This window comes from Bradyrhizobium sp. 160, from assembly GCF_023073735.1.
In the GTDB taxonomy this organism is placed as follows: Bacteria; Pseudomonadota; Alphaproteobacteria; order Rhizobiales; family Xanthobacteraceae; genus Bradyrhizobium.
Genome location: NZ_JADPKD010000033.1, coordinates 1 through 25924, shown reverse-complemented (window position 1 = coordinate 25924; position 25924 = coordinate 1). Strand labels below are relative to the sequence as shown.

At 64.7% G+C, this 25924-nt stretch carries 30 protein-coding genes; 14 read left to right on the top strand and 16 right to left on the bottom strand.

The annotated features are described in order from the left end of the window. Nucleotides 1-2: 2 nt before the first annotated feature. Genes IVA98_RS13765 through IVA98_RS13755 form a run of 3 tightly spaced genes read right to left on the bottom strand, consistent with a single transcriptional unit; the run spans nucleotide 3 to nucleotide 2568 of the window. A complete protein-coding gene (locus IVA98_RS13765) occupies nucleotides 3-935 on the bottom strand; it encodes an ABC transporter ATP-binding protein (protein ID WP_247334503.1) in 933 nt (310 codons plus the stop codon). Then, nucleotides 932-1879: an HlyD family secretion protein gene (locus IVA98_RS13760; RefSeq protein WP_247355093.1), complete on the bottom strand. Its 948-nt coding sequence runs from the start codon at nucleotides 1877-1879 to the stop codon at nucleotides 932-934. Before IVA98_RS13760 ends, IVA98_RS13765 begins: the two co-directional genes overlap by 4 nt. Then, on the bottom strand, nucleotides 1876-2568 hold the full coding sequence (locus tag IVA98_RS13755) for a TetR/AcrR family transcriptional regulator (protein WP_247355092.1): 693 nt from the start codon (nucleotides 2566-2568) through the stop codon (nucleotides 1876-1878). The genes IVA98_RS13760 and IVA98_RS13755 overlap by 4 nt, the downstream gene beginning before the upstream one ends. Before the next feature lie 108 nt (nucleotides 2569-2676). Between IVA98_RS13755 and IVA98_RS13750 the strand changes: the two genes are divergently transcribed. The 3 genes from IVA98_RS13750 to IVA98_RS13740 are packed head-to-tail and all read left to right on the top strand — an operon-like array spanning nucleotide 2677 to nucleotide 3908. Then, nucleotides 2677-3012, top strand: a complete 336-nt coding sequence (locus IVA98_RS13750; RefSeq protein ID WP_247280742.1) for an ArsR/SmtB family transcription factor — start codon at nucleotides 2677-2679, stop codon at nucleotides 3010-3012. After that, nucleotides 3009-3482: an SRPBCC family protein gene (locus tag IVA98_RS13745; RefSeq protein WP_247296661.1), complete on the top strand. Its 474-nt coding sequence runs from the start codon at nucleotides 3009-3011 to the stop codon at nucleotides 3480-3482. The genes IVA98_RS13750 and IVA98_RS13745 overlap by 4 nt, the downstream gene beginning before the upstream one ends. A 12-nt stretch (nucleotides 3483-3494) precedes the next feature. Next, nucleotides 3495-3908, top strand: a complete 414-nt coding sequence (locus IVA98_RS13740) for a GFA family protein (RefSeq protein WP_247296659.1) — start codon at nucleotides 3495-3497, stop codon at nucleotides 3906-3908. 55 nt (nucleotides 3909-3963) lie between these two features. On the opposite strand, the gene IVA98_RS13735 is transcribed toward IVA98_RS13740, so the two are convergent. From IVA98_RS13735 to IVA98_RS13690, 10 genes are all read right to left on the bottom strand, one after another. Further along, nucleotides 3964-4374, bottom strand: a complete 411-nt coding sequence (locus IVA98_RS13735; protein WP_247296657.1) for a PTH2-like family protein — start codon at nucleotides 4372-4374, stop codon at nucleotides 3964-3966. 80 nt (nucleotides 4375-4454) lie between these two features. Continuing rightward, nucleotides 4455-4844, bottom strand: a complete 390-nt coding sequence (locus tag IVA98_RS13730) for a DUF4189 domain-containing protein (RefSeq protein ID WP_247334500.1) — start codon at nucleotides 4842-4844, stop codon at nucleotides 4455-4457. Nucleotides 4845-4954: 110 nt separating this feature from the next. Next, on the bottom strand, nucleotides 4955-6559 hold the full coding sequence (locus IVA98_RS13725; protein WP_247355091.1) for an NTP transferase domain-containing protein: 1605 nt from the start codon (nucleotides 6557-6559) through the stop codon (nucleotides 4955-4957). Then, entirely contained in the window at nucleotides 6556-7257 is a 702-nt protein-coding gene (locus tag IVA98_RS13720) for an XdhC family protein (RefSeq protein ID WP_247296653.1), read from the bottom strand. The genes IVA98_RS13725 and IVA98_RS13720 overlap by 4 nt, the downstream gene beginning before the upstream one ends. 2 nt (nucleotides 7258-7259) lie before the next feature. Further along, on the bottom strand, nucleotides 7260-7583 hold the full coding sequence (locus tag IVA98_RS13715) for an XdhC family protein (RefSeq protein ID WP_008564652.1): 324 nt from the start codon (nucleotides 7581-7583) through the stop codon (nucleotides 7260-7262). A gap of 10 nt (nucleotides 7584-7593) precedes the next feature. After that, nucleotides 7594-8796, bottom strand: a complete 1203-nt coding sequence (locus IVA98_RS13710; protein WP_247296651.1) for a vWA domain-containing protein — start codon at nucleotides 8794-8796, stop codon at nucleotides 7594-7596. 117 nt (nucleotides 8797-8913) lie between these two features. Next, nucleotides 8914-9837, bottom strand: a complete 924-nt coding sequence (locus IVA98_RS13705; RefSeq protein ID WP_247296649.1) for an AAA family ATPase — start codon at nucleotides 9835-9837, stop codon at nucleotides 8914-8916. 61 nt (nucleotides 9838-9898) lie between these two features. Continuing rightward, nucleotides 9899-10705: an FAD binding domain-containing protein gene (locus IVA98_RS13700; protein ID WP_247334497.1), complete on the bottom strand. Its 807-nt coding sequence runs from the start codon at nucleotides 10703-10705 to the stop codon at nucleotides 9899-9901. Nucleotides 10706-10738: 33 nt separating this feature from the next. Further along, the gene (locus IVA98_RS13695) at nucleotides 10739-11224 is read right to left on the bottom strand and encodes a (2Fe-2S)-binding protein (protein ID WP_247280731.1); all 486 of its coding nucleotides are present in this window, start codon (nucleotides 11222-11224) and stop codon (nucleotides 10739-10741) included. A gap of 135 nt (nucleotides 11225-11359) precedes the next feature. Beyond that, entirely contained in the window at nucleotides 11360-11806 is a 447-nt protein-coding gene (locus tag IVA98_RS13690) for an SRPBCC family protein (protein ID WP_247280730.1), read from the bottom strand. 169 nt (nucleotides 11807-11975) lie between these two features. Between IVA98_RS13690 and IVA98_RS13685 the strand changes: the two genes are divergently transcribed. From IVA98_RS13685 to IVA98_RS13675, 3 genes are all read left to right on the top strand, one after another. Beyond that, nucleotides 11976-13331: a 3-carboxy-cis,cis-muconate cycloisomerase gene (locus IVA98_RS13685; protein WP_247296643.1), complete on the top strand. Its 1356-nt coding sequence runs from the start codon at nucleotides 11976-11978 to the stop codon at nucleotides 13329-13331. Between the two features lie 27 nt (nucleotides 13332-13358). After that, complete coding sequence (pcaD, locus tag IVA98_RS13680) at nucleotides 13359-14141, top strand: 3-oxoadipate enol-lactonase (protein ID WP_247296641.1); 783 nt, start codon at nucleotides 13359-13361, stop codon at nucleotides 14139-14141. A 107-nt stretch (nucleotides 14142-14248) separates the two neighbouring features. Continuing rightward, nucleotides 14249-14641: a carboxymuconolactone decarboxylase family protein gene (locus IVA98_RS13675; RefSeq protein WP_247296639.1), complete on the top strand. Its 393-nt coding sequence runs from the start codon at nucleotides 14249-14251 to the stop codon at nucleotides 14639-14641. Here IVA98_RS13675 and IVA98_RS13670 read toward each other — a convergent pair. Both IVA98_RS13670 and IVA98_RS13665 read right to left on the bottom strand, forming a co-directional pair. After that, on the bottom strand, nucleotides 14603-15127 hold the full coding sequence (locus IVA98_RS13670) for a hypothetical protein (protein ID WP_247296637.1): 525 nt from the start codon (nucleotides 15125-15127) through the stop codon (nucleotides 14603-14605). The genes IVA98_RS13675 and IVA98_RS13670 overlap by 39 nt on opposite strands. Before the next feature lie 184 nt (nucleotides 15128-15311). Then, entirely contained in the window at nucleotides 15312-15473 is a 162-nt protein-coding gene (locus IVA98_RS13665) for a hypothetical protein (RefSeq protein WP_164934786.1), read from the bottom strand. 275 nt (nucleotides 15474-15748) lie between these two features. On the opposite strand from IVA98_RS13665, the gene IVA98_RS13660 reads away from it, so the two are divergent. From IVA98_RS13660 to IVA98_RS13640, 5 genes are all read left to right on the top strand, one after another. Beyond that, entirely contained in the window at nucleotides 15749-16666 is a 918-nt protein-coding gene (locus IVA98_RS13660; RefSeq protein WP_247296635.1) for an ABC transporter permease subunit, read from the top strand. 31 nt (nucleotides 16667-16697) lie between these two features. After that, nucleotides 16698-17999 carry a high-affinity branched-chain amino acid ABC transporter permease LivM gene (locus IVA98_RS13655; RefSeq protein WP_247280767.1) on the top strand — a complete coding sequence of 434 codons (1302 nt, stop codon included), beginning with the start codon at nucleotides 16698-16700 and terminating at the stop codon, nucleotides 17997-17999. After that, nucleotides 17996-18829 (top strand): ABC transporter ATP-binding protein, encoded by an 834-nt coding sequence (locus IVA98_RS13650; RefSeq protein WP_247296632.1) that lies wholly within the window; start codon nucleotides 17996-17998, stop codon nucleotides 18827-18829. Before IVA98_RS13655 ends, IVA98_RS13650 begins: the two co-directional genes overlap by 4 nt. Further along, a complete protein-coding gene (locus IVA98_RS13645) occupies nucleotides 18826-19569 on the top strand; it encodes an ABC transporter ATP-binding protein (RefSeq protein WP_247296630.1) in 744 nt (247 codons plus the stop codon). Before IVA98_RS13650 ends, IVA98_RS13645 begins: the two co-directional genes overlap by 4 nt. A gap of 173 nt (nucleotides 19570-19742) precedes the next feature. Then, the gene (locus IVA98_RS13640; protein WP_247334493.1) at nucleotides 19743-20861 is read left to right on the top strand and encodes a branched-chain amino acid ABC transporter substrate-binding protein; all 1119 of its coding nucleotides are present in this window, start codon (nucleotides 19743-19745) and stop codon (nucleotides 20859-20861) included. A gap of 74 nt (nucleotides 20862-20935) precedes the next feature. Here IVA98_RS13640 and IVA98_RS13635 read toward each other — a convergent pair whose 3' ends face one another. Next, entirely contained in the window at nucleotides 20936-21322 is a 387-nt protein-coding gene (locus IVA98_RS13635) for a response regulator (RefSeq protein WP_247296625.1), read from the bottom strand. Nucleotides 21323-21556: 234 nt separating this feature from the next. On the opposite strand from IVA98_RS13635, the gene IVA98_RS13630 reads away from it, so the two are divergent. Genes IVA98_RS13630 through IVA98_RS13620 form a run of 3 tightly spaced genes read left to right on the top strand, consistent with a single transcriptional unit; the run spans nucleotide 21557 to nucleotide 25727 of the window. Further along, nucleotides 21557-24409: a PAS domain S-box protein gene (locus tag IVA98_RS13630; protein ID WP_247355090.1), complete on the top strand. Its 2853-nt coding sequence runs from the start codon at nucleotides 21557-21559 to the stop codon at nucleotides 24407-24409. Nucleotides 24410-24467: 58 nt separating this feature from the next. Next, nucleotides 24468-25478, top strand: coding sequence for a P1 family peptidase (locus tag IVA98_RS13625; protein ID WP_247296621.1), 1011 nt, complete (start codon nucleotides 24468-24470; stop codon nucleotides 25476-25478). Nucleotides 25479-25514: 36 nt separating this feature from the next. Then, nucleotides 25515-25727 (top strand): KTSC domain-containing protein, encoded by a 213-nt coding sequence (locus tag IVA98_RS13620; RefSeq protein WP_247296620.1) that lies wholly within the window; start codon nucleotides 25515-25517, stop codon nucleotides 25725-25727. Nucleotides 25728-25924: the final 197 nt, after the last annotated feature.

The window sequence follows — 25924 nt, the reverse complement described above, 5'->3', positions numbered from 1 at the left end:
CCTTACTGGAAATTGTCCTTGGAGCGGCTCATCAGCTCGATGAACACGTCTTCGAGCGATGGCGACGATTTCTGCCAGTGCAGGCCGCTTCTCTCGCGCCACGGCCCGATGCTGGCCTCGAGCGCAGCGACGTCGCGCCCCGAAACGTGCAGCGAGGTGCCGAACGGCGCCACCATGTCGATGCCGGGCTTGCCCGTGAGCGCGGCCGCGAGCTCATTGAGGTCTTCGCCCGTGACCGTGTAGGTGGTGAGCGCGGATTTCGCGATCACCTGCTCCACCGTGCCATGCGTCAGGAGATGACCATAGGCGATATAGGCGATCTCGTGACAGCGCTCGGCCTCGTCCATGTAATGGGTCGAGACCAGCACGGTGAGGCCGTCGGCGGCGAGCGCGTGAATCTCGTTCCAGAAGTCGCGCCGCGCCTTGGGATCGACGCCGGCGGTCGGCTCGTCGAGCAGCAGGAGTTGCGGATTGGGCAGCGTGCAGGCCCCGAGTGCCAGGCGCTGCTTCCAGCCGCCGGAGAGCTCGCCGGCCAGCTGCTCCTCGCGGCCCGACAGTCCGAGCCGCTTGATCATGTCTCGCGCAGCGCCGCGCGCGTCAGTGAGGCCATAGAGCCGCGCGACGAATTCGAGGTTCTCGCGCACCGAGAGGTCCTGATACAGGCTGAAGCGCTGGGTCATGTAGCCGACCTGGCGCTTGATCTTTTCGGCATCGCGGCGGATGTCGTAGCCGAGGCAGGTGCCCTCGCCGCTGTCGGGCGTGAGCAGGCCACAGAGGATGCGGATGGTGGTGGTTTTGCCCGAGCCGTTCGGCCCGAGGAAGCCGTAGATCGAGCCGCGCCTCACCTGCATCGACAGATCGTGCACCACCTCGCGGCCCCCGAACGACTTGCTCAGGCCCTTGACGTCGATCGCGATGCCGTTGCCGCCGCTCATCGCCTGTCTGCCACCGGTGTCTTCGGATCGAGGTAGACGTTGATCGGTTGTCCGACGCGCAAGGCGTCGGGGCGCGAGGGCCGCGCCTGGATCAGATAGACCAGCTTGTTGCGCTCATCGAGACTGTAGATGACGGGCGGGGTGTATTCGGCCGAGGTCGCGATGAAATAGATCTTTGCGGTGAGATCGGCCGCGCAATTGTCGCAGGCGATGCGCACCGTGTCGCCGATCGCGAGCTTCGGCAACTCACTCTCCGGCACGAAGAAGCGCAGCTTCATGTTGCCGGGCGGCATGATCGAGAGCACCGGCCGCTGCGCCGCCACCATTTCGCCCTCGCGGAAGTAGATCTGCTGGATGGTGCCGGCGACCGGCGCAAAGCCCTTGCGGCGCGCTAGCCGCGTCTCCGACGTCGCCACCCGCGCTTGCGCCACCCGTAAAGCCGAAACAGCAGAATCGAGGTTGGCCTGCGTGCCGGAGCCGGTTTTGCTCAGCGAGGCCGCCCGGTCATAGGTCTGCTGCGCATTCGCCAGCGTCGCCTTCTGCTGGTTGAGATCGGCAAGCTGGAGGTCGTCATCGACGGAATAGAGGTGATCGCCGACCTTGACCTCGTCGCCCTCGCGGACGTTGAGCTTGGTCACGCGGCCGGCTTCGTCCGGGCTGACGAAGATCATGTCGGCCTCGACCCAGCCCTGGAAGCCGGGATCGCGCTTCTCCTGGCAGCCGGCAAGCGAGGTTACGATCGCCAGCACCACGATCGAGCAAAGGCGCGACAGCTGTCGCTCCCTGACCCTGAGGAGCCGCCAACGGGTCCGCGCGGAGCGCGGCCCGATGACAGGCTCCGCGGCGTCTCGAAGGGCGAGGAGCCACAGCCGAGCCTGCATCCTTCGAGACGCGCCTTCCGCGCTCCTCAGGATGAGGTGAGACATGATTTGTGACGACCTCATGTCGTCCTCCGTTCGCCAAAAATCAAATCGAGATGGACGCGCAGCATCTCCTGCGCGTCGAGCGGCGCGTGCCGTGCGAACAAGCTCTGCCAGATCACTGCGATCATGGCGGGCGCAACCATGATCTGGGGAAACCGCGCGAGATTTTTCTCGCGGATCTCGCCACGGGCGATGCCGAGCTCGATCAGCGCGCGCATGCCCGCAATTCCGCGCGAGACGACCTCGCGGTAGTAGAAATCGGCGACGGACGGAAAGCGCGGCCCCTCCGCCACGATCAGGCGCACGAGGTCGCCGCGCCTGGTGCCGATGACCTCCTTCAGAAAGTTGCTGGCAAAGGTCTCGACAAGGTCGCGGACCGTTCCGGTCGGCGGCGGCAGCGTCGTGAGGCGTGTGACCACCGGCACGATCACGGTGCGCACCAACTCCTCGAACATCGATTCCTTGTCCTTGAAGTGCAGGTAAATCGTGCCTTTGGCGACGCCGGCCCGTTTGGCGATGTCGTCGAGCCGGGTCGCGGCAAAGCCGCGGGCGATGAACTCGTCCATCGCCGCCTCCACGATCGCCGCGCGCCGCTCCGCGGCCCGGGCGGCCCGATTTGAAACGCGGGCCTCGGCCTCAGCGCCGACTTCGGGTGTCTGGCTCGCGGCTTGAGCCGCGGATGCGATCGTTCTGGCTGGCTTCTTCGTCATGGTTAGCTTATGACTGACTAGTCAGTCATTGTCAACAGGTGGAGGAATAGTGCCGCGCGCGACAAATTAGTGTTTGCTAATTGATTAGCGTGTGCTAATGCGTCTCTCATGATGGAAGCCACCCCCAATCCCGTAACGGCCGTGATGCGCGCCCTCGCCGATCCAACCCGCCGCGCCGTATTTGAACGCGTCTTCGACAGCCGGGAAATCAGCGTCGCCGAGCTGACACGCGGCAGCGGCGTGACCCAGGGCGCGATCTCGCAGCACCTGAAATCCCTCAAGCAGGCCGGCCTCGTCGCCGAGCGCGCCGAGGGCCGCAATGTCTACTACCGCGCCGCGCCGCAAGGGCTCGAGCCCCTGGTCACCTGGATGGACCATTACGGCGTGTTCTGGCGCGAGCGCTTCCAGAACCTGCGTGACCTCTTGAAGGAGATCGATCCGTGAGTGCAGCCGAGTTGAAAGCCGAGACCCAAGATATCGTCCGGGACATCGTCGTTGACGAAGTGCTCCCTCATGCGCCGGAGACGATCTGGAAGGCGCTGACCAGTGCCGAGTTGATCGGGCGTTGGCTGATGAAGCCGACCGGCTTCGAGCCGGTTGAAGGCAACACCTTCACATTCCAGACCACCCCGGGCGGTGCCTGGGACGGCGTCATTCATTGCCGGGTTCTCGAGGTGGTGGCTAACAGGCGTCTTGTCTACGCCTGGAAAGGCGGCGATGAGCGCAACACCGGTTACGGCGCGCCGCTCGACACTGTCGTGACGTGGTCCCTCGCCCCGGTCGAAGCCGGCACGCGGATCCGCCTGATCCATGCGGGCTTCGTCATGCCGAGGAACGAGTCGGCCTACGACGTGATGAGCGGCGGCTGGAAAAAAGTCGTCAGACAGCTCGACGAGATCAGCGGCGAGACGTGAGGAGATATCGCGATGGACAAACCCTATACCGGTGGCTGCGCCTGCGGCGCGATCCGCTATTCAATTGCCGGCGAGCCGTTGTTCAGCAACCACTGCCAGTGCCGGGACTGCCAGCGGGAAAGCGGCAGCGGGCATGGCTCGTACGCGACGTTCGCACGCGCCGGCGTCACGGTGACCGGCGAGGCTAAGCATTGGGACATGGTCGCCGACAGCGGCAACGTCAAGACGCGTGGTTTCTGCACGCAATGCGGCGTGCCTGTGTACATGACCTTCGCGGCACAGCCCGACGTCTTCACGATCCGCGCCGCAAGCCTCGACGAGCCCGCCCGCTACAAGCCGCAGGCGGTCACTTTCGCCGCGCGCGGCCATGACTGGGACGGCCTCGACCCCAGCCTGCTAAAGTTCGATGGCATGCCGCCGGGGTGAGGTGCGTTCCCTCTCCCGCTTGCGAGCGGGAGAGGTGAAACACCAGCAGCTAAATTCAACTGTGAAACTTCAGACCGTCGACGATCTTGTCGATCACCTTGCGCTCGGCACGCATCGCGATGCCGACGAGATTAAGCTCGGCGCGCGCCACGCCCCTCACCGCCTCGCGATTGGCGGCATCGTGCGTGGTCTTGAACATGTCCTCGGTATAGACCGCCGGCTTGACGTTGCGCGTCAGCGCCCGGTCGAGCGCGCGCGATAATGCCGGACCATCGGCGCCATAGATCAGGATCGGCTGGCCGATCAGCGCGTGATATTTCGTGCCCGAGGCGTCTTCATAGTCTTCGCCGATACATTCCGGAAAGGCCGCGGCGATGCCGCTGGTGAGGAAAGACGCGACGTTGAGCTTCTGCCAGGCCTGGAGATCGGTGCGGATCACGATGGCGATCTTGGTGTCGAACTGCATGTGTATTCCTAACTGTCATTCCACGCGCGATGCTACGCATCGCCCCGGAATGCCAGCAAGAAGATTCAGCGCTCGAGGGATCAACCCTTGGCGTCGCAGGCCCAGGCGCGGATCACGCATTCCTTGCCGCCGTATTTGTAGCATTCGCGCGTCGCCGCATTCAGCGACGCCGAGATCTTCGGCTTGACGGCATAACCATAGGCGCCGCACGGGTTGGCGAGATCGACCGACATCGCAGCACAGGCGCGCTTCATCGTGACGGTGGTGCAATCACCCTTGCACTGCTTCTGTGCCGCGGCCCGGGCCTCGTGCTCGGCGCCGTAATCATAGGCATGGCCATAGGCGCCGCACTTGCCGACCGCGATGGCACCGGCGGCGTGAGCTTCGGTGATGTGACGGGCGCCGGAGACACAAACCGAGAGCGCAAAGAAAAACATCGCGCAACGGCGCGCGACGACGTTCGAAGCCATGGAAAAACCCCTCCCCCCAAGGCAGGCGAAGGCGACTCTAAGCGGCGGTCGTTTCCAGATGGTGAACGGGTGGTTGAAATGGGCGACTTGCGAGGGTTGCTACGACACTGTCATCCGCGCCGTGCCGCTTCCAGGGCCTGCGGGGTGTCGATGTCGAGGAAGGCGCTCTCGCCGTCGACGGGCACTTCGGCCACCGCTTCGGTGTGCTTGGCGATCAAGTGTCGCGCGCCAACGTCGCCATCGAGCGTCATCAACTCCTTGAAGAAGCGACGCGACCACAGCACCGGGTTGCCGCGGCGGCCTTCGCTGACGGGCACGACAATGAGGTTGCCGCGGTCCGGCGCAAAGCCGTCGATGAGGCGGTCGATCAGGCCGGCGTCGATCAGCGGCATGTCGCCGAGGCAAACCACGGCGCCATCGCAGGCCTCGGGCACGGCCGCGATGCCGGCCTTGACTGAGCTCGCGATGCCGCCGGCGAAATCCGGGTTGCGGACGAATTTGACCTTCAGGCCTTGCAGCGCCTGCTCGACCAGCTCGGCCTGGTGGCCGGTGACGACGATCACCTCGGATGCCCGGGAGGCCAGTGCCTGCTCGGTGGCGATCCGCACCAGTTTCTTGCCTTCGAACTCCGCGAGCAGCTTGTTCGGTCCGCCCATCCGGGTGGAGCGGCCCGCCGCCAGCACGATGGCGGCGACCTGACTGTTGCCCTCGGTGTCGGGTTTTGCGCGCGGCTGCGGCCGCGTCACGATCTCCATCAGGAGGCCGCCGACGCCCATGCCCATCAGCTCGGACCGCGTCACCTTGATGCCGGCGAGCAGTCGCATTAGCACCCAGTCAAAACCGTTCTCGACCGGCGAGCGCGCGCAGCCGGGTGCGCCCAGCACGGGGACTTCGCCGGCGCGGGCGATCAGCAGCAGATTGCCGGGATCGACCGGCATGCCGAAATGCTCGATCTCACCACCGATGCCGGTGACGGCCGCCGGAATCACGTCGCGGCGATCGGCGATGGCGGACGCGCCGAACACGATCACGAGCTCAGCGCCCAGCCCGAGCAACTCCTTGATCGCAGCCGACAGCGCCTGCTCCTCATGCGGGACCCGCCGCTCGGCGATGATGCTGGCGCCGGCCGGTGCAAGGCGCTCGGCAGTGACGCGCAGCGTCTTGTCGATAACCTTGGAAGACAGGCCCGGCAGGAGAGTCGAGACCACCCCAACACGCTTGATGACGTAAGGGGCGATTCTGAGAACGTCCTTGCCGGCGGCCTTCACCGCGGCATCGCGCAAACTCTCCCCGATGCCAAACGGGATGATCTTGACGGTGCCGACCATCTCGCCCTCGACCACCGGCTTGAACGCCTGCAGCGTGGCAAAGGTGATGGCCTCGTCGACATTGTTGATGCGGTCGACCGCGGCGCGGTCGATCACCAGCACGCCCGCCCGCGCGGCGAACAAATTGGCGCGGCCGGTGAAGGCGCGCTCGACCTGGATGCCCTCGCCGCCGACGGCAAGCGCGATGCTGGCGGCCGCAACGTCCTCGGAGACGTCGCCCGGCTCCATGCGCACCACGACAATCTCCTTGATGCCGGCGCGCTCCAGCGCTTCGACCTCGGTGGGGCCGATCGTCGTGCCTTTCTTGAGCACCAGCGGTCCCTGCCGCAGGGTGTGGACGGTCACCCCACCGATCGCATCCCTCGGACTCGCCGGGCCGAACTTCATGCCGCTTCTTCTTTTTCTTTCGGAGGCAGGCGCAACACCGCCGTGATCTCGGCCATGATCGCCACCGCGATCTCGGCCGGCGAGACCGCGCCGATCGCCAGGCCAATGGGCGCATGGATGCGCGCGATGTCGCTTTCTTTCGCGCCCTGCGCCCGCAGCCGGTCGCCGCGCTTGGCGTGCGTCTTCCGCGAGCCGAGCGCACCGATGTAGAAGCAATTGCGCTCGAAGGCGTGCAGCAGCGCGGGATCGTCGATCTTGGGATCGTGCGTTACCGCGACGAAGGCGGTGTAGGCATCGACATTGAGCGGCGGCAGCGCGGTGTCGGGCCATTCGGCGATCAGCGGAATATCGGGGAAGCGCTCAGGGCTTGCAAATGCCGTGCGTGGATCGACCACAGTGACGTCGTAGCCAAGCGAGCGCGCCAGCGGCGCCAAGGCCTGGCTGATATGCACCGCGCCGACGATGACGAGCTTGGCGGTCGGCGCATAGACGTTGAGGAACAGCTTCTTGCCGCCGGCCTCGACATTGGCGCTCTTGCCCGTGCGAAGCTGCTTTTCCAGCTCTGCGCGCAGCGGATCTTTGGCAAAGTCCTTCGCCTTCACCAGGCGCTGCTCGCCGCTTTCGGTGTCCGTCACCAGAATAACCGGCCGGCGCGCGGCGCGCTCGGCGTTGAGTTCGTGCAGGATCGCGAGCTTCACGGCTAGCCGACCTTCTCGACGAAGACGCGGATGGTGCCGCCGCAGGACAGCCCGACATTCCAGGCGGTCTCGTCGGCCACGCCGAACTCCAGCATCTTGGGCTTGCCACTCTCGATCACGTCCATGGCTTCGGTGACCACGGCGCCCTCGACGCAGCCGCCGGAGACGGAGCCCAAGAACGTGCCCTCGTCATTAATGACGAGACTCGAGCCCGCCGGACGCGGCGCCGAGCCCCAGGTCTCCACGACGGTGGCGAGCGCAACCCCACGGCCCGCCTTCTGCCAGTCCTCCGCCGCCTTCAGAATATCCTCGTCGCGATCGAGCATGGGTGGCCTCTCAAGCTGCGGAGCGGATCAGGCTGCGGTGATGCGGCGGCAGCGGCTGGGAGAGCGTGGTGATCAGCTCCTGGATCGAACTCAAATTATGTACCGGGCGGAATTCGTCAACGTGGGGGAGCATCATTTTGATGCCCTGCGCCTTGGCCTCGAAACCGCCGAACCGGAGCAGCGGGTTCAGCCAGATCAGCCGCCGGCAGGATCGGTGCAGCCGGTCCATCTCGAAGGCCAGCTTGGAATCGGCCTCTCGCTCCAGCCCGTCGGAGATCAGCAGCACAATGGCACCCTGACTCAGCACGCGCCGCGCCCACAATTTGTTGAAGTTGTGCAGCGAGGCAGAGATCCGCGTGCCACCGGCCCAATCCTCGACCGAGGCCGAGCAGCTCGCCAGCGCCTCATCAGGGTCGCGCTGGCGCAGGGCGCGGGTGACGTTGGTCAGCCGGGTGCCGAACAGGAATACCGAGACGCGCTTGCGCGCATCGGTGATGGCATGGAGAAAATGCAGGAATAGGCGGGTGTATTCGTTCATCGAGCCCGAGATATCGAGCAGCGCAACGATCGGCGCGGGCTTCTCGATCCGTCCAAGGCGATGGATGTCGATGATGTCGCCGCCAGTGCGTAAAGATGCTCGGAGCGTGCGGCGCAGGTCGAGGCGTAGCCCGCGTGCATCGGGCCGGCGCCGGCGCGTCAGGAGCTCGGCTTGCGGCAGCCGCATCCGCTCGACGGCGCGAAGCGCCTCGGCGATTTCGGCCGCGCTCATCTGCGCAAAGTCCTTCTTCTGGAGGATCTCCTTGTCGGAGACCGACAGGCGCAGATCCTGCTCCTGGTGCTGCGGCGTCTCCGTCATGCGCGGCTGCGACATCGCCTCCTGCACGCGGCGGGAGCCTGCCTGCGGCTTCTTCCTGGCCTGCTCCGGCAGCGGCACCGAATCCAGCATGTGCTTCCACTCCTCGGAGGCGCGGAAGAACAGGTTGAAAGCCTGCTTGAAGATCAGCGCATGCTCGTGGCGCTTGACGAAGATGGCCTCAAGCGTGGCGAAGACATCGGTGCGGCTGCCGATATCGATCACCTGGAGCGCGCTCATGGCATCGATGACGGCGCCTGGGCCCACCGGCATTCCCGACGCACGCAGCGCGCGGGCAAAACCGACGATATTGTCGGCGAACTGCTCGGTCTGCTCGGGGGCAAGATGGTTGATAGCCATGGCCTAATCCCTCTCTCCGTCATTCCGGGGCGCCGCTCAAGCGGCGAACTCGGAATCCAGAGATTGCGGCGCGAGATTCCGGGTTCGCGACTGCGTCGCGCCCCGGAACGACGGCCCCTACGACTCGCTCGTGGCGTCCTTCAGCACCTTCTGCATGGCATCGCCCTGCATCCGGGTGATGTCGTCCTGGTATTTGAGCAGCGCGCCCAGCGTATCACCGACCACTTGCGGGGTCAGCGAGCGGGCGTCGAGCTCCGATAAAGCGGTGGCCCAATCGATGGTCTCGGCGACACCCGGCGACTTGTAGAAGTCCTGGTTGCGCAGCGCCTGGACGAAGCGTACGACCTGCTGCGAAAGCTTCGCCGAGATGCCGGGCACGCGCGTCTTGACGATCGCGAGCTCCCGCTCGGCGGCGGGATAATCCACCCAGTGATAGAGACAGCGCCGCTTCAGCGCGTCGTGGATCTCGCGGGTGCGGTTGGAGGTGATGATGACGATCGGCGGGTGCGGCGCCCTCACGGTGCCGAATTCGGGGATCGTCACCTGGAAGTCGCTGAGGATTTCGAGCAGGTACGCCTCGAACGCCTCGTCGGCGCGGTCGAGTTCGTCGATCAGCAGCACCGGCGGACCCGCGACGTCGGGCTCCAGCGCCTGGAGGAGCGGCCGCTTGATCATGTAACGGTCCGCGAAGATGTCGCTCGATAGCTGGTCGCGATCGGTGTCGCCGGCCGCTTCCGCCATCCGGATTGCGATCATCTGCGCGGCGCTGTTCCACTCATAGACCGCGGAGGAGACGTCAAGGCCCTCGTAGCACTGAAGGCGGATCAATTTCCGCCCCAGCGCCGCCGAAAGCACCTTGGCGATCTCGGTCTTGCCGACGCCGGCCTCGCCTTCCAGGAACAGCGGCCGGCCCATGCGCAGCGACAGATAGGTCACCGTGGCCAGCGACCGCTCGGCGAGGTAGCCGCGCGAGGTCAGGAGTTCGAGCATCGCATCGACCGATGCCGGCAAAGCACCGGAAGAATTGGCCGCTGAAGTCATGAAAAAGCCAGTCTCACTACGCCCTCACCGGGGACAGTTTGGGCCGCGGAATGAGGTCAGCTCATTCCTTGGCATTGGCGGCATCGACGGCGCGGCGCGTCAGCACGCCGATGAGATGCGCACGGTACTCGGCGCTGCCGTGGATGTCGCTGTTGAGGCCTTCGGGCGGCATCACGATGCCGTCAAGCGCCTTCGACGAGAAGCGCTTCTTCAGGGCCTCCTCGAAGGCGGTGACGCGGAACACGCCTTCGGAGCCGGCACCGGTGACGGCGACGCGCACGTCCGACGGACGCCGCGCCACGAACACGCCGACCAGCGCGTAGCGCGAAGCCTGGTTGCGGAATTTGACATAGGCCGCCTTCTTCGGCAGCGGAAACATCACCTTGGTGATGATCTCGTCGGCTTCCAGCGCGGTCGAGAACAGGCCCTGGAAATACTCTTCCGCCTTCAGGCGGCGCTTATTGGTGACGATGGTCGCCCCTAACGCGAGGACCGCGGCCGGATAATCCGCGGTCGGATCGTTGTTGGCGAGCGAGCCGCCGATCGTGCCCTTGTGACGCACGGCGGGATCGCCGATTCCGCCCGCAAGGTTGGCGAGCGCCGGGATCGCCTCGCCGACGATCGGGGAGCTTGCTACCTCGGCATGCTTGGCGGTGGCGCCGATCACCAGCGAGCGCCCCTTCATCTCGATCGTGTCGAGCCCCTCGATATGAGAGAGGTCGACCAGATGCGGCGGGCTGGCGAGGCGCTGCTTCATGACGGGAATCAGCGTGTGGCCGCCGGCGATCACCTTGGCGTCTTCGTTCTTCACCAGGAGATTGGCCGCCTGGCGCACGGTGCCCGGGCGATGATATTTGAATTCATACATGGGTGTGTCCTGATCGCGGAATGCGCGCGTGGTCTACGCGAGATCGGATTTGGCCATCGCCTTCGCACCGGCGGTGATCGAGGCGACGATGTTCTGATAGCCGGTGCAGCGGCAGAGATTGCCTTCCAGCTCTTCGCGGATAGTGTGGTCGTCGAGCTCATGGCCCTTGCGATGCACGATGTCGATTGCGGTCATGATCATGCCGGGCGTGCAGAAGCCGCACTGCAGGCCATGATGTTCGCGGAAGGCCTCCTGCATCGGATGCAACGGCGCGCCATCCGCGGCGAGCCCCTCGATCGTTTTGACCTCGTGGCCATCGGCCATCACCGCCAGCGTGGTGCAGGACTTCACGGCCTTGCCGTCGAGATGCACGACGCAGGCGCCGCACTGCGAGGTGTCGCAGCCGACATGGGTCCCGGTCAGCCGCAGATTCTCGCGCAGGAACTGCACCAGAAGGGTGCGGGGATCGACATTGGCCGTGACCGGATTGCCGTTCACGATGAGGGAGATTTTTGCCATAAGCACTCTCTATCAGCGCCCCGACGGGTCCCATCGAAGCGGTTCTTATAATTATTCCGACCCATCATATGGGCCATTATGCCCGGGGGCAACATCGCCCCGGACGCAAGGCGCCATGTCCAAAGGCGATAGCCTTCAGCCCTGTACCGCCTTGGCGAAGTTCGCGAAAAATTCGTCGGCCAGCTTCTTGGCGGCGCCATTGATCAGGCGCTGGCCGAGCTGCGCCAACTTGCCGCCGATCTGCGCCTCGACGTCGTAGGAGAGCAGTGTGCCGCCGTCCTTCTCCGCGAGCCTGACGGCCGCGCCGCCCTTAGCGAAGCCGGCCACCCCGCCCTCACCCTCACCGGAGATCTTGTAGCCGTTGGGCGGGTCGAGATCGGAGAGCATGACTTTGCCCTTGAAGCGCGCGGACACCGGGCCGACCTTCATTTTCGCCGTTGCGCGAAAGCCGCCGTCGTCGGTCTTCTCCAGCTCCTCGCAGCCGGGGATGCAGGCCTTCAGCACCTCGGGGTCGTTGAGCTTGTCCCACACGGCCTCGCGCGGCGCCGCAAGCTGGACTTCGCCGTTCATCGTCATGGCCATGGGTGCCTCCCGGATCGCACAACTATAATGCTGCTCAAGTAACGCACGAACGCCGTAAAGGAAAGGGCGGCCCCCGGTCACGTGCAATGCATATTCGCAACTGCAAAAAGCTTGCGCCGATGGTTTGGGATTGGCACAGGCGGGCCATGGTGGTTAGGTCCCGCACAATATGAGCACATCCCTCTCCCCCCTGCTCGCGCCGATGCTGTCAAGCGCCGCCATGCGCGCGGTCTGCGACGATCGGTCGACCCTCCAGAACATGCTCGATTTCGAGGCAGCTCTGGCACGGGCCGAAGCCGCCACAGGTGTGATTCCCCCATCCGCGGTGGAGCCGATCGCGTCCGCCTGCAAGGCTGATTCCTTTGATATGGCAGTCCTGGCCGAGGCCGCGACGCGATCAGGCAATCTCGCGATTCCGCTGGTCAAGGCGCTGACCGCCAATGTCGGCAGGGCCGATGCGGAGGCCGCGCGTTACGTGCATTGGGGCGCGACCAGCCAGGACGTCATCGACACCGCGACCATGCTCACGCTGCGCGCCGGCATCGGTGCGCTGGACGCGAACCTCAACCGCGCCATCAAGGGTCTTGCCGCATTGGCGCGCGCCCATCGCGCCACCGCAATGGTCGCGCGCACCTGGCTCCAGCACGCGCTGCCGATGCCGTTCGGGCTGAAGGCTGCCGAATACGCCGCAAGCCTTGCCCGCAGCCGCTGCCGCCTCAGGCGGCTCTCCCGCGAGGGTCTCGCGCTGCAATTCGGCGGCGCCGCTGGCACGCTCGCCGCGCTCGGCGACAAGGGACTCGCTGTTGCAGAGCGGCTGGCGCAGGAGCTGAACCTGCCATTGCCGGATGCGCCCTGGCACACCCATCGCGACCGCATCGCGGAAGCCGCGTCCTGCCTTGCGATTCTCGCCGGCAGCTGCGGCAAGATCGCTCGCGACGTCTCGCTGCTGATGCAGACCGACGTTGCCGAAGCGTTCGAGCCCGCCGGCGAAGGCCGCGGCGGCTCCTCGACTATGCCGCACAAGCGCAACCCAGTCGCCGCCGCCAGCGCGCTCGGCGCGGCGACCATGGCCCCGCAACTCGCCGCGACGATTTTTGCCGCGCAGGTGCAGGACCACGAACGCAGCGCCGGCCCCTGGCATGCGGAATGGCCGACGCTGCCGCAATTGATGCTGGTCACCTCGGGCGCGCTTGCCGCCGTCGTTGATATCGCCGAGGGCCTTGACGTCGACACCGCGCGCATGCGCAGCAATCTCGATGCGACGCACGGCCTGATCATGGCGGAAGCGGTCACCTTTGCACTGGCAGAGAAGATCGGCAAGAGCGATGCCCATCATCTCGTTGAGGCCGCCAGCAAGCGCGCGGTCGCCGAGAAGAAGCATTTGCGCGAGGTACTGTCGGCTGATTCGCTTGTGACCGCTCATCTGCCGCCGGAAAAAATTGCGGCATTGTTCGAGCCGATGGCCTATCAAGGAGCTTCCCAAGCGCTGATCGACCGGCTGCTCGACAGCCTCGATCGCGAATAAGCACCGCGAATCCGACGGAGACGCCGCATGCCCATGATCGATGCCGACGGTTGCCTGCTCAACGTCTCGGTCGAAGGCCGCGACGGCGGCCCGACCTTGATGCTCTCCAACTCGCTGGGCTGCACGCTGCAAATGTGGGAGCCGCAGATGAAGGCGCTGACGCAGGTGTTCCGCGTCATCCGCTACGACCGCCGCGGCCATGGCAAGTCCAACGTTCCGCCTGGTCCCTACACGATGGAGCGCTTCGGCCGCGACGTGCTCGCGATCCTCGACGATCTCAACATCGAGAAGGTGCATTGGTGCGGCCTGTCGATGGGCGGCATGGTCGGACAATGGCTGGGCGCGAACGCCCCGGAACGCTTCGGCAAGATCATCCTCGCCAACACCTCCTGCTATTATGCCGAACCGACCAAATGGCTGGAGCGCATCGACGCTGTGAAGAAGGGTGGCATCGCGGCGGTCGCCGATGCCGTCATTGCAGGCTGGCTGACCCAGGACTTCCGCGAGCGCGAGCCCGAGATCACCGCGACGATGAAGTCGATGCTGCTTGCTTCGCCCGTCGAGGGCTATCTCGCCTGCTGCGAGGCGCTGTCGACACTGGACCATCGCGCGCTGCTTCCCAAGATCAAGAGCCCGACGCTGGTGATCGCCGGCCGCCATGACATGGCGACGCCGATCTCGGCGGGCGAGCTGATCCGCTCGAACATTCCCGGCGCCGGCATGACCATCATCGATGCGGCCCACATTTCCAACGTCGAGCAGCCGCACGCGTTTACAGATGCCGTGGTGGGATTTTTGACGCAGCGCTGATCTCACCACGCGTCATTGCGAGCGCAGCGAAGCAAATCCAGACTGTCTCCGCGGAAAGATTCTGGATTGCTGTCGCTGCGCTCGCAATGACAGAGAGGAGGATAGATATGGACGACCAGAACCGCCGCGATGCCGGCATGAATGTACGCCGAAAGGTACTGGGCAATGCCTGGGTCGAAAAGTCGATCGCCAGCCGCAACGCCTTCAACACCGACTTCCAGGACCTGATCACCCGCTACGCTTGGGGCGAGATCTGGACGCGGCCGCATTTCGACGAGCGCACGCGACGGGTGCTGGTGATCGGCACCATGGTCGCGCTCGGGCAATGGGACGAATTCCGCCTGCATGTGCGTGCGGCGCTCGCCGAAGGCGGCTTCACCCCCGACGACATCAAGGAAATCCTGCTGCAGCAGGCGATCTATTGCGGCGTCCCGGCGGCGAACCACGCCGTGAAGGAAGCCTCAGCGATTGTGCAGGAGCTCGGCCTGCTCAAGACCTAGGGGAGCGGCGATCTCGACCGTCTTCGGCGCTGCCGCCGGCTTCTCGACCACCACGACGATGGCCGCGCCGAGCAGAAGCAGAAGCTCGGTCGCGTGCAGCCGGAGCGCGGCCATCTCGCCGACCTTCGAGGCCATCACCATGCTGGCAAACGAGATCAGACTGCCGATCGCCAGGGCAATGCCGAGCGCCTCGTCACTGCCGCCATTCTTCCGCGTGCGGCGGATGCAGAGCAGCGCGAGATAGATCAGAAAGAACGCCACGACGGTCAGCCGTCCCAGGGCCAGCAGCCAGGCGGCCCGCACCGTGCTCATCCCCGCCATGTCGAGATGGTCGCTGAGGAACAGGGCGACCGCGACGCTCGGCCGCTCGTAGAGGCCGTGCACCGGTGCGACCATGATGTTGAAGGCCACCAGCGTCCAGGCCGGGATGAAGTAGGCCGCCAGCAGCGCGCCGTTGACCGAGCCGATCCGCCAATTCCTGAACATGCCGCTTCCCGCTTGCTTTGCCGAAGGCCCTCAACGGAAGGCAATGGCTTTGCCGGAGCTAACTCGCATCAGAGTGTGGCGGCAATTTAAACCCTTTGTTTACCTTAACCGCCCGGCGGACCGGGCGCCCACAAAAAAGGCCCCGCCTTACGGCAGGGCCCCTCTTCACGTCTGGGCTCCCAAACTACTTGTCCTGACCCTGTTGCTGACCGGGCCGGTCGCCCTGGCGCATCGGATCCTGCTGCTGCTGTCCGGGTTTCTGGCCGCCGCCTTGCTGTTGCTGAGGCGTGCGCTGGCCGGGGTTCTGACTCTGCTGACCCGGATTCTGGTTCTGCTGCTTCGTCATTAGGGGGAACTCCCTTGTTGAACGTCAGAGGCGAGACAACGGCCGCGCTCCATTTTGGTTGCTCAGGAACCCGATTCCTCGCTGTTCGAGGGAGCCGAAGGCGAAAATGACCTCTGTACAAGCCTGGATGTCGAGATCTGGCCAGTTGCAGCGTCCAGTTCCCTCCTGTTACAAACTGGAAGAACGCTCAAGGGCTGCCGGGGCCCGAGGAGAACTTGCGACCTCTCTCTCGAAGAGCTCCCTTTGAGCCGCGTCAGGTTTGGTAACGGCAGCCCATGGATTATTTCGCCCAGCAGCTTATCAACGGTCTCGTCCTGGGCTCGATTTACGGCCTGATCGCGATCGGCTACACGATGGTCTACGGCATCGTCGGCATGATCAACTTCGCCCATGGCGACGTCTTCATGATCGGCGGCTTCATTGCGCTGATCACCTTCCTGATCCTGATCTCGCTCGGCCTCACCGCAATCCCGGTGATCCTGCTCGTGGTTCTGCTGGTCTCGATGGTGATCACCGCGCTCTACGGCTGGACCATCGAGCGCATCGCCTACCGGCCGCTGCGTCATTCCTTCCGCCTCGCCCCGATGCTGTCGGCGATTGGCATGTCCTTCGTGCTGACCAACTACTCGCAGGTGGCGCAAGGCGCGCGCGTCAAGCCGATCCCACCTTTCATCACCGGCGGCTACACGCTGCATGAGAGCCCGGACGGCTTCGTCATCCAGCTTTCCAACATCCAGATCATGGTGGTCATCACCACCATCGCGCTGCTGGCGATCTTCACCTGGCTCGTCTCACGCACCCGTCTCGGACGCGACATGCGCGCCTGCGAACAGGACCAGACCATGGCGGCGCTGCTCGGCGTCGACGTCGACCGCACCATCTCCATGACCTTCGTGATCGGCGCCGCGCTCGCCGCGGTCGCAGGCCTGATGTACCTGCTCTATTATGGCCTGGTGGATTTCTTCATGGGCTTTGTCGCCGGCATCAAAGCCTTCACTGCCGCCGTGCTCGGCGGCATCGGCTCGCTGCCCGGCGCCATGCTCGGCGGACTTGCGATCGGCCTGATCGAGACGTTCTGGTCGGCTTATTTCTCGGTGGAGTACAAGGACGTCGCCGCGTTCTCGATCCTGATTGTCGTGCTGATCTTCATGCCGACCGGCCTGCTCGGCCGTCCCGAAGTCGAAAAAGTCTGACGGACCGGCCCGCGTGACGACTCCCTCGACCATGTCCGACCATCGCCCAGCAGGCATCTCCTACATTTTGAAGAAATCCTTCCTTAGCGCGCTGATCGCACTCGTGCTGTTCTCGCTGATGGTCGGCGTGCGCACCGAGGCAGGATCCTCCGGCCAGCTCACCTATTGGACGCGATTCGGCGAGGTCGCCTCGCTCGTCGCCGTGGTGTTCGGCGGCTCGATCGTGATGGAGCTATTGCGGCAATGGATCGGCTCGAGCGGTGCCGAGAAGCTGGTGCCCCCGGCGGTGCAGAGCGGCATATCCTTCATCGGCCGCTACCTCGCGCCGGCGCTCCTGATCTTCACGCTGCTGGTGCCCGTGATCTTCTATAACCAGCGCTACATCCTCGACCTCGCGATCCTCGTGCTCACCTATGTCATGCTGGGCTGGGGGTTGAACGTCGTGGTCGGCCTCGCCGGCCTGCTCGATCTCGGCTACGTCGCCTTCTATGCCGTCGGCGCCTATTCCTACGGGCTGCTCGCCACCAATTTCGGCTGGTCGTTCTGGATCTGCCTGCCGCTCGCCGGCATCCTCGCCGCATTCTGGGGCGTGCTGCTCGGCTTCCCCGTCCTGCGCCTGCGCGGCGACTATCTCGCGATCGTGACACTCGCCTTCGGCGAGATCATCCGCCTCGTCATCATCAATTGGCAGGAGCTCACTGGCGGCCCCAACGGCGTCTCGGGCATTCCACGGCCTTCTTTCTTCGGCATCCCGCTCGACAACAGCGACGACGGGCTAGCTGCCAAGCTCGGCATCGAATATTCGCCGACCCACCGCATCGTCTTCCTGTTCTATCTGATCCTGGCGCTGGCGCTTCTCACCAACTGGGTCACGATTCGCCTGCGCCGCCTGCCGATCGGGCGGGCCTGGGAAGCCTTGCGCGAGGACGAGGTCGCCTGCCGCGCGCTCGGCATCAACACCACGACCACCAAGCTCACGGCATTTGCGACCGGCGCCATGTTCGGCGGCTTCGCCGGCGCGTTCTTCGCCACGCGCCAGGGCTTCATCAGCCCGGAATCCTTCACCTTCCAGGAATCGGCGCTGGTGCTCGCCATCGTCGTGCTCGGTGGCATGGGCTCGCAGCTCGGCGTCGCGCTCGCGGCGCTCGCCATGATCGGCGGCTTCGAGCTGTTCCGCAGCCTTGAGACTTACCGCATGCTGGTGTTCGGCATGGCGATGGTGCTGATCATGATCTGGCGGCCGCGCGGCCTGATCGGCCATCGCGCCCCCACCGTGTATCTGACCAAGGCGCACGCGATCTCCTCCGATCTCGTCAAGGAAGGGCACGGATGAGCGGCGACCAGATTCTCAGCGTCGACCGGCTCACCATGCGCTTCGGCGGCATCGTCGCCGTGCAGGACCTGTCGCTCTCGGCGGAGCGAAAGAAGATTACCGCATTGATCGGCCCGAACGGCGCCGGCAAGACCACCGTCTTCAACTGCATCACCGGCTTCTACAAGCCGAGCGGCGGCAGCATCCGCCTGAAGCATGACGACGGCAAGCTGATCGCACTGGAGAGCCTGAACGATTTCCGCATCGCCAAGCAGGCCAAGGTCGCGCGCACCTTTCAGAACATTCGCCTGTTTCCCGGCATGACCGCGCTGGAGAACCTGATGGTGGCGCAGCACAACGCGCTGATGCGCGCATCCGGCTTCACGCTCCTCGGTCTCCTCGGCGTGCCCGCCTACCGCGACGCCGAAAAGCGCGCGATTGATCTCGCCACCGACTGGCTCCGGCGGGTCAACCTGCTCGAGCGCGCCGACGACGCTGCCGGCAATTTCGCCTATGGCGACCAGCGTCGGCTCGAGATCGCCCGCGCGATGTGCACCGAGCCCGCGCTATTGTGCCTGGACGAACCCGCCGCTGGCCTCAATGCACGCGAGAGCGCGGCCTTGAGCGAGCTCCTGCTCTCGATCCGCGACGAGCTCGGCACCTCGATCCTGCTGATCGAGCACGACATGTCGGTGGTGATGGAAATCTCCGACCACATCGTGGTGATGGACCATGGCGTCAAGATCGCGGAAGGCTCCCCGCGCGACGTCCGCGACGATCCCAAGGTGATCGCCGCCTATCTCGGCGCCGACGAGGACGAGGCGGTGGCTGTGATGGAGGGCGGGACGTGACGTCTGCGCCCACTCCCCTGCTCGCGATCCGCAGCCTTCGCGCCGCCTACGGCAAGATTGAGGCGCTGAAGGGCGTCGACGTCGAGATCAATGCCGGCGAGATCGTTGCCCTGATCGGCGCCAACGGCGCCGGCAAGTCGACCCTGATGATGACGATCTTCGGCAAGCCGCGCGCCCGTGCCGGCCAGATCCTGTACGAAGGCCGCGATATCACCGACGTTCCCACCCACGAGATCGCGCATTTGCGCATCGCGCAATCGCCGGAAGGCCGCCGCATCTTCCCGCGGATGAGCGTTGCGGAAAACCTTCAGATGGGAGCGGATGCCACTGAATGCACGGATGTGGAGCGCGAGGTGACGCTCCAGCGCGTGTTCACGCTGTTTCCGCGGCTGAAGGAACGCTATGCCCAGCGCGGTGGAACCCTGTCCGGCGGCGAGCAGCAGATGCTGGCAATTGGCCGCGCGCTGATGAGCCGCCCCCGCCTGCTCCTGCTCGACGAGCCCTCGCTCGGGTTGGCTCCGTTGATCGCCCGTCAGATTTTCGATGCGATCCGCACCCTGAACCGACAGGATGGTCTGACCGTTCTGATCGTCGAGCAGAACGCCAACCACGCGCTCAAGCTCGCCCATCGCGGCTATGTCATGGTCAATGGCCTGATCACCCTGGCCGGCACCGGCGCCGAGTTGTTGCAGCGCCCCGAGATTCGCGCCGCCTACCTCGAAGGCGGCCGGCGCGGCTGACGCCGGCCGAAGCCGGACAAGGGCAGACCCACGTGCGGGCCGAATGTGGCGAGATATCTCCGCCGATGCCCGTATTTTGCCGGTGACTTCTCCTCAAATTCATTCGAGAATGGCGCCGGTTTGAACCGGGCAAGCCCGGCAACTTCCACAGGCGACCACCCGCGAGGTATCTCATGAAATCACTGAAGCTCATCGGTCTGGCATTCGGCGCATCGCTCGCGCTCTCGAGCGCGGCATTCGCGCAGGATGTCACCGTCGCAGTCGCAGGCCCGATGACCGGCGGCGAGTCCGCCTTCGGCCGCCAGATGAAGAATGGCGCCGAGATGGCCGTGGCCGACATCAACGCCGCCGGCGGTCTCAACGGCAAGAAGCTGGCCCTATCCGTCGAGGACGACGCTTGCGATCCGAAGCAGGCGCGCTCGATCGCCGAGAAGATCGCCGGCGCGAAAATCCCGTTCGTGGCCGGGCATTATTGCTCGTCCTCGTCGATCCCGGCTTCGGAAGCCTATGCCGACGGCAACGTGCTCCAGATCACGCCGGCCTCGACCAACCCGCTGTTCACCGAGCGCAAGCTCTGGAACGTGGCGCGCGTCTGCGGCCGCGACGACCAGCAAGGCCTGATCGCGGCGCAATACATCGCCAAGAATTACAAGGGCAAGAACATCGCGATCCTCAACGACAAGACCACCTACGGCAAGGGTCTTGCCGACGAAACCAAGAAGGCGCTCAACAAGGCCGGCATCACCGAGAAGATGTACGAGTCCTACAACAAGGGTGACAAAGACTTCAACGCCATCGTCTCACGCCTGAAGCGCGACAACATCGATCTCGTCTATGTCGGCGGCTATCATCAGGAGAGCGGCCTGATCCTGCGTCAGATGCGCGATCAGGGCCTCAAGACCGTGCTAATGGCCGGCGACGCGCTCGCCGACAAGGAGTACGCCTCGATCACCGGTCCGGCCGGCGAAGGCACGCTGTTCACCTTCGGCCCCGATCCGCGCAACAAGCCGACGGCGAAGAAGATCGTCGAGGCGTTCAAGGCCAAGGGTATCGATCCCGAGGGCTACACGCTCTACACCTACGCGGCGATGCAGGTCTGGTCGCAGGCGGCCAAGAAGGCCGGCACCACCGACGCCAAGAAGGTCATGGAGACGATCAAGGCCGGCAAGTGGGACACCGTGATCGGCCCGATCGAGTATGACGCCAAGGGCGACATCAAGCAGATCGACTACGTCGTCTACAAATGGGATGCCAAGGGCGGTTACGCCGAGATCAGGGGCAACGGCACCTAACCCCGCCGGTGGCCTCAGACCGACCAATCATCACCACGCCCCGGCTCGCCCCGGGGCGTTCTTCTTGCGTGAGGTCAGACGGCGGCCGGCAGTTCGCCGCCGGGCGCCGCCTCGGCCTTTCGCAGAGCTTGCAGGAGATCATTCGGTCGAAACGGCTTTTGCAGGCAGACCACATTGGCGAGGTGGGGCGATTGGTCCATGAAATCGAGCGTCGTCACTCCGGACACCGCAATGACGGGGAGCGCAGGCGCGCGCTCGCGCAGGGTCGCGATGACATCCAGGCCGTTGGTATCACCGAGGAAGATGTCGACGATCGCCGCGTCAAAGGGGCTTTCCGCGAAGGCTTTCAGCCCGGCCGCACCGCTTTCGGCCTCCACGACCTCGAAACCATTGACCCGAAGCACGATCGCGACCATCGCGCGGACGTCCTTTTGGTCGTCGATGACGAGAACGCGGCGCATGGGACAACTCTCGATATCGAAATCAAATCGTCTGATTTAAACTTGGAACCCGCCGCGGCGGAGGGGCATTATGACACCGTCCAGTAAAGCGCATCTTACCCATCCCTGCTCCGCGTTCTCTCCAGAATTAAGTAAGCTGTAACCCTCGGTTGAGTCGTAAACCGGTTCCATTCACGATGAGCGCCAGAACCCCGCTACCATGAACGGGCTCGCAGCCGAATGAGACCAGCGGAGATGCTCAAGACCCAGCTCAAGACCGACCAGCACAAGACCGACCAGCTCAAGATCGACTTGCGAGAGGTGGACGTGCCTGCAACGATCGACCGAAGCACATTTCTTTCGACCCTGCCGGCCACCTCGACCGACCGCGCTGCGGCATTGACGATTGTCGGCGTGTCCTCGATCCTGTTCGCGGCGGCTTTGCCCTACGCGGGTATCCCGCTACTGCCGGTCCCCGCCTTCGTCGCGAGTTACCAATCGGCGCTCGCCGTCAGCGACACCGTCACGGCAGTGCTGCTGCTGTCGCAATTCGCAGTCTTGCGGACTCGTGCATTGCTATGGCTCGCGACCGGTTATCTCTTCACCGCCGCGGCGGCACTGGTCCATGCCCTCACCTTCCCCGGCCTGTTCACACCGACCGGGCTCTTCGGCGCGGGCCGGCAAACCACGGTCTGGCTCTACATGGTCTGGCACGGCGTCTTCCCGCTATGTGTGCTGGGCTATGCCTGGCTGAAGGAAAAGGACGGGGGCCCCCAGGTTCGGGGTGCGACGAGCAGTGCGATCTATGCCTGCGTGCTCGGAATCATCGTCGCGATCGCCGTCTTCACCTGGATCGTCACCGCGCAACACGATGTGTTGCCGGTCCTGCTGCGCGACGGCCACTACACGCCGACCATGATCGGCGTCGTGTCCTTCGTGTGGTCGCTGAGCTTTGCCGCGCTTGTCTCGCTCTGGTTCCGCAGACCGCATACGGTGATCGACGTCTGGCTCATGGTCGTCATGTGCGCCTGGCTGTTCGACATCGCGCTGTCGGCGATCGTCAACGTCGCGCGCTTCGACCTCGGCTTTTATGCCGGCCGGCTCTACGGCCTCGCCGCAGCAACCTTCGTGCTCGCGGTGCTCCTCATCGAGAATGTCCGTCTTCAGGCGCACACGATGGGCCTCGTCGGCAGGTTGCGCCAGCAATCGGCTTCGGAACGCGACTATTACGGCAAGCGCCTCGCGCTGTATGGCGCGGTGATCGAGTCCTCCAACGACGCCATCATCACGAAAACGCTCGACGGCATCATCACAGGCTGGAACAAGGCCGCCGAACATCTGTTCGGCTATTCCGCTGCGGAGGCCGTCGGCCAGCCAATCGACATCATCGTGCCGCCGGACCGCAAGGGCGAAGTCAGGAGCATCCTCAATCGTGTCGCCAGCAACGAGTCGATCGCCCAGCACGAGACGGTCCGCATCCGAAAAGACGGACGCCCACTCGACGTCGTCCTGAATATCTCCCCCCTGCGCACAGATCAGGGCGAGATCATCGGCGCCTCCAAGATCGCCCACGACATTACCGAAGAGAAGCAGGCGAGAGAGAAGCTGCGCCGCGAGACTGAAGAACGCCAGCGCATCTTCGAGACATCGCAGGACCTGATCCTGGTCACCGACGGCTATGGCAATTTCGTCCAGGTCAGCCCGAGCGTGAAGAACATTCTCGGCTACAGCCCTGAGGACATGGTCGGGCACAGCGCGACCGAGTTCATCCATCCTGACGATCTCGAGAAGACGCGGAGCGAGATGCGCGCAGCCCGGCGTGGCGCGGTCAAGCGCAGCTTCGAGGCGCGCTACTACCATTACGACGGTCACGAGGTCACGCTGAACTGGATGGGCACCTGGTCGGAGCCGGTGAAACGCCATTTCTTCATCGGCCGCGACCTCACCGACAAGCAGGCCGCCGAGGCCCAGCTCCGGCAGGTCCAGAAGATGGATTCGATCGGCCAGTTGACCGGGGGCGTCGCTCACGACTTCAACAACGTGCTGACCGTCATCACGGGCACGATCGGCATTCTCAGCGACGCCGTCGCCGACAGGCCGGAGCTTGCCGCCATCACCAAGTTGATCGACGATGCGGCTGAACGCGGCGCGCAACTGACCAAGCACCTGCTCGCCTTCGCGCGCAAGCAGCCGCTCCAACCGCGCGAGATCGACGTCAATGCACTGGTGCTCGAAGCTGCCAAGCTGCTGCATCCGACCCTGGGCGAGCAGATCACGATCTTGCCGCAGCTCACCGAGGACGCCTGGCCCGCGCTGGTCGATCCGGGCCAGCTCTCCACCGCGATCCTGAATCTCGCATTGAACGCGCGCGATGCCATGCCCGACGGCGGCACCTTGGTGCTGGAGACGCGCAACATCTTCCTCGACGACGGCTATGCCAGTATGAATCCCGACGTGGTCGCCGGCAATTACGTAATGATCGCCGTCAGCGACACCGGCAGCGGAATTCCGCCGGACCTGATCGACCGGGTATTCGATCCCTTCTTCACCACTAAGGAGGTCGGCAAGGGCACCGGCCTGGGCTTGAGCATGGTGTTCGGCTTCGTTAAGCAGTCGGGCGGCCACATCAAGATCTACAGCGAGCAAGGCCACGGCACCAGCGTGAAGATCTACCTGCCGCGCTCGACCGGAGTGCAGGAGACCGCGTTCGAGGCGCTCCAGAATGCGCCGATCGCAGGTGGCAATGAGAAGATCCTGATCGTCGAGGACGACGCCCTGGTGCGGCAATATGTTGTGACGCAGGTCAGAAGCCTCGGCTATACCGCGCTCGAGGCCGCCAGCGGCGCCGAGGCCCTCGCCATCATCGACAGCGACAAGACCATCGACCTGCTCTTCACCGACATCATCATGCCGGGCAACATGAACGGCCGCCAGCTTGCCGACGAAGCGCACAAGCTCCGCCCCGACCTGAAGACGCTATTCACCTCGGGCTACACTGAGAACGCCATCGTCCATCACGGCCGGCTCGATTCCGGCGTGCTGCTGCTGGCCAAGCCCTACCGCAAATCCGAGCTCGCCAAGATGCTCAGGGCGGCCCTCGCCAGTTGAGCCTGCGACGTCTCTGCGCTATCGCAGATGCGAACTCCTCTCAGCTCGCGAGGCCAGTTTGAAGAATCTCCTCACAGACGTTGCCGGCGTCCGCGTCGGCCATGCCGAAGACGCAAAAGTCGCCTCTGGCGCGACCGCGGTCATCTTCGATTCTCCCGCGATCGCCGCGATCGATGTTCGCGGCGGCGGACCCGGCACACGCGAGGAGGCATTGCTCGATCTTGCCAATACCATCGAGCGCGTCGACGCCATCGCGCTGTCGGGCGGTTCCGCCTTTGGCCTCGATACCGGCGGCGGCGTGCAGGCCTGGCTCGCCGAGCAGGGCCGCGGCCACCGGGTTCGCGAAGCGCTGATCCCGATCGTGCCGGGCGCGATCCTGTTCGACCTCCTCAACGGCGGCGACAAGGCCTGGGGTCGCTTCTCGCCCTATCGCGAGCTCGGCTACGCCGCGGCAGCCGCCGCCGACACGGACTTCGCGCTCGGCAGCGTCGGCGCCGGCCTCGGTGCCACCACCGCGACGTTCAAGGGCGGGCTGGGCTCGGCCTCGGCGGTGACGCCCGAGGGCGCCAAGGTCGCGGCGATCGTCGCCGTCAACGCGGTGGGCAGCGTCACCGTCGGCAACGGACCGTGGTTCTGGGCGGCGCCGTTCGAGGTGGACGGCGAATTCGGCGGACGCGGCCTGCCGGACAAGTTCACCGACGACATGCTCCGCATGCGCATCAAGGGCGGTCCTGCCGCGAGCGCGCGCGAGAATACCACGATCGGCATCGTCGTCACCGACGCGGTGCTGACCAAGCCCCAGGCCAAGCGGCTGGCGATGATCGCGCATACCGGCTTTGCCCGCGCGATCTATCCGGTGCATGCGCCGACCGACGGCGACGTGCTGTTCGCCGCCGCGACCTGCGTGAAACCGATCGAGCCCCTGGTCGGCCTCACCGAACTCGGCACGGTCGCAGCCAACGTGGTCGCGCGCGCCATCGCCCGCGGCGTTTACGGCGCGACGGCCCTGCCGTTCGCCGGGGCGCAGCCGGCGTGGAACGATCGCTTCGGAGAGCAACGAAACGACTGAGATAGCGTTATTCCGACGGGGCCAAGGTGCACCGTCATGCCGTCGTCAGTGATCCGCTTCTTTCGCTATGCGCCCGATACGCGTGAGCTGAAGGTGACTTTCGTCAGCGGTCGCCTGTATGTCTACGAGGACGTTCCGGCCGATGTCGCGGCCGCGTTCAGTCAGGCCCGCTCAAAGGGGTCGTTCTTCAACCGCGAAATCCGCGATCGCTATGCCTATCGTGACATTACCCACGAATACGCAGGCTAAAGCGCGATGAGATCAGGATGAATCGTCATTGCGCTTTGGGTTATTGGTTGAGCATGATCTATTCGGAGAACCGCTACACGCTTTCCCAGATCATGCTCTAGAGCGTTAGCCGATCAGGTTGCAAGTATCCCGCGGCAGTGAAGTAGTTTGAGGATTCTGCGGGCGTGTAAGTGTCGATGATGCGCCCGACGGCATCC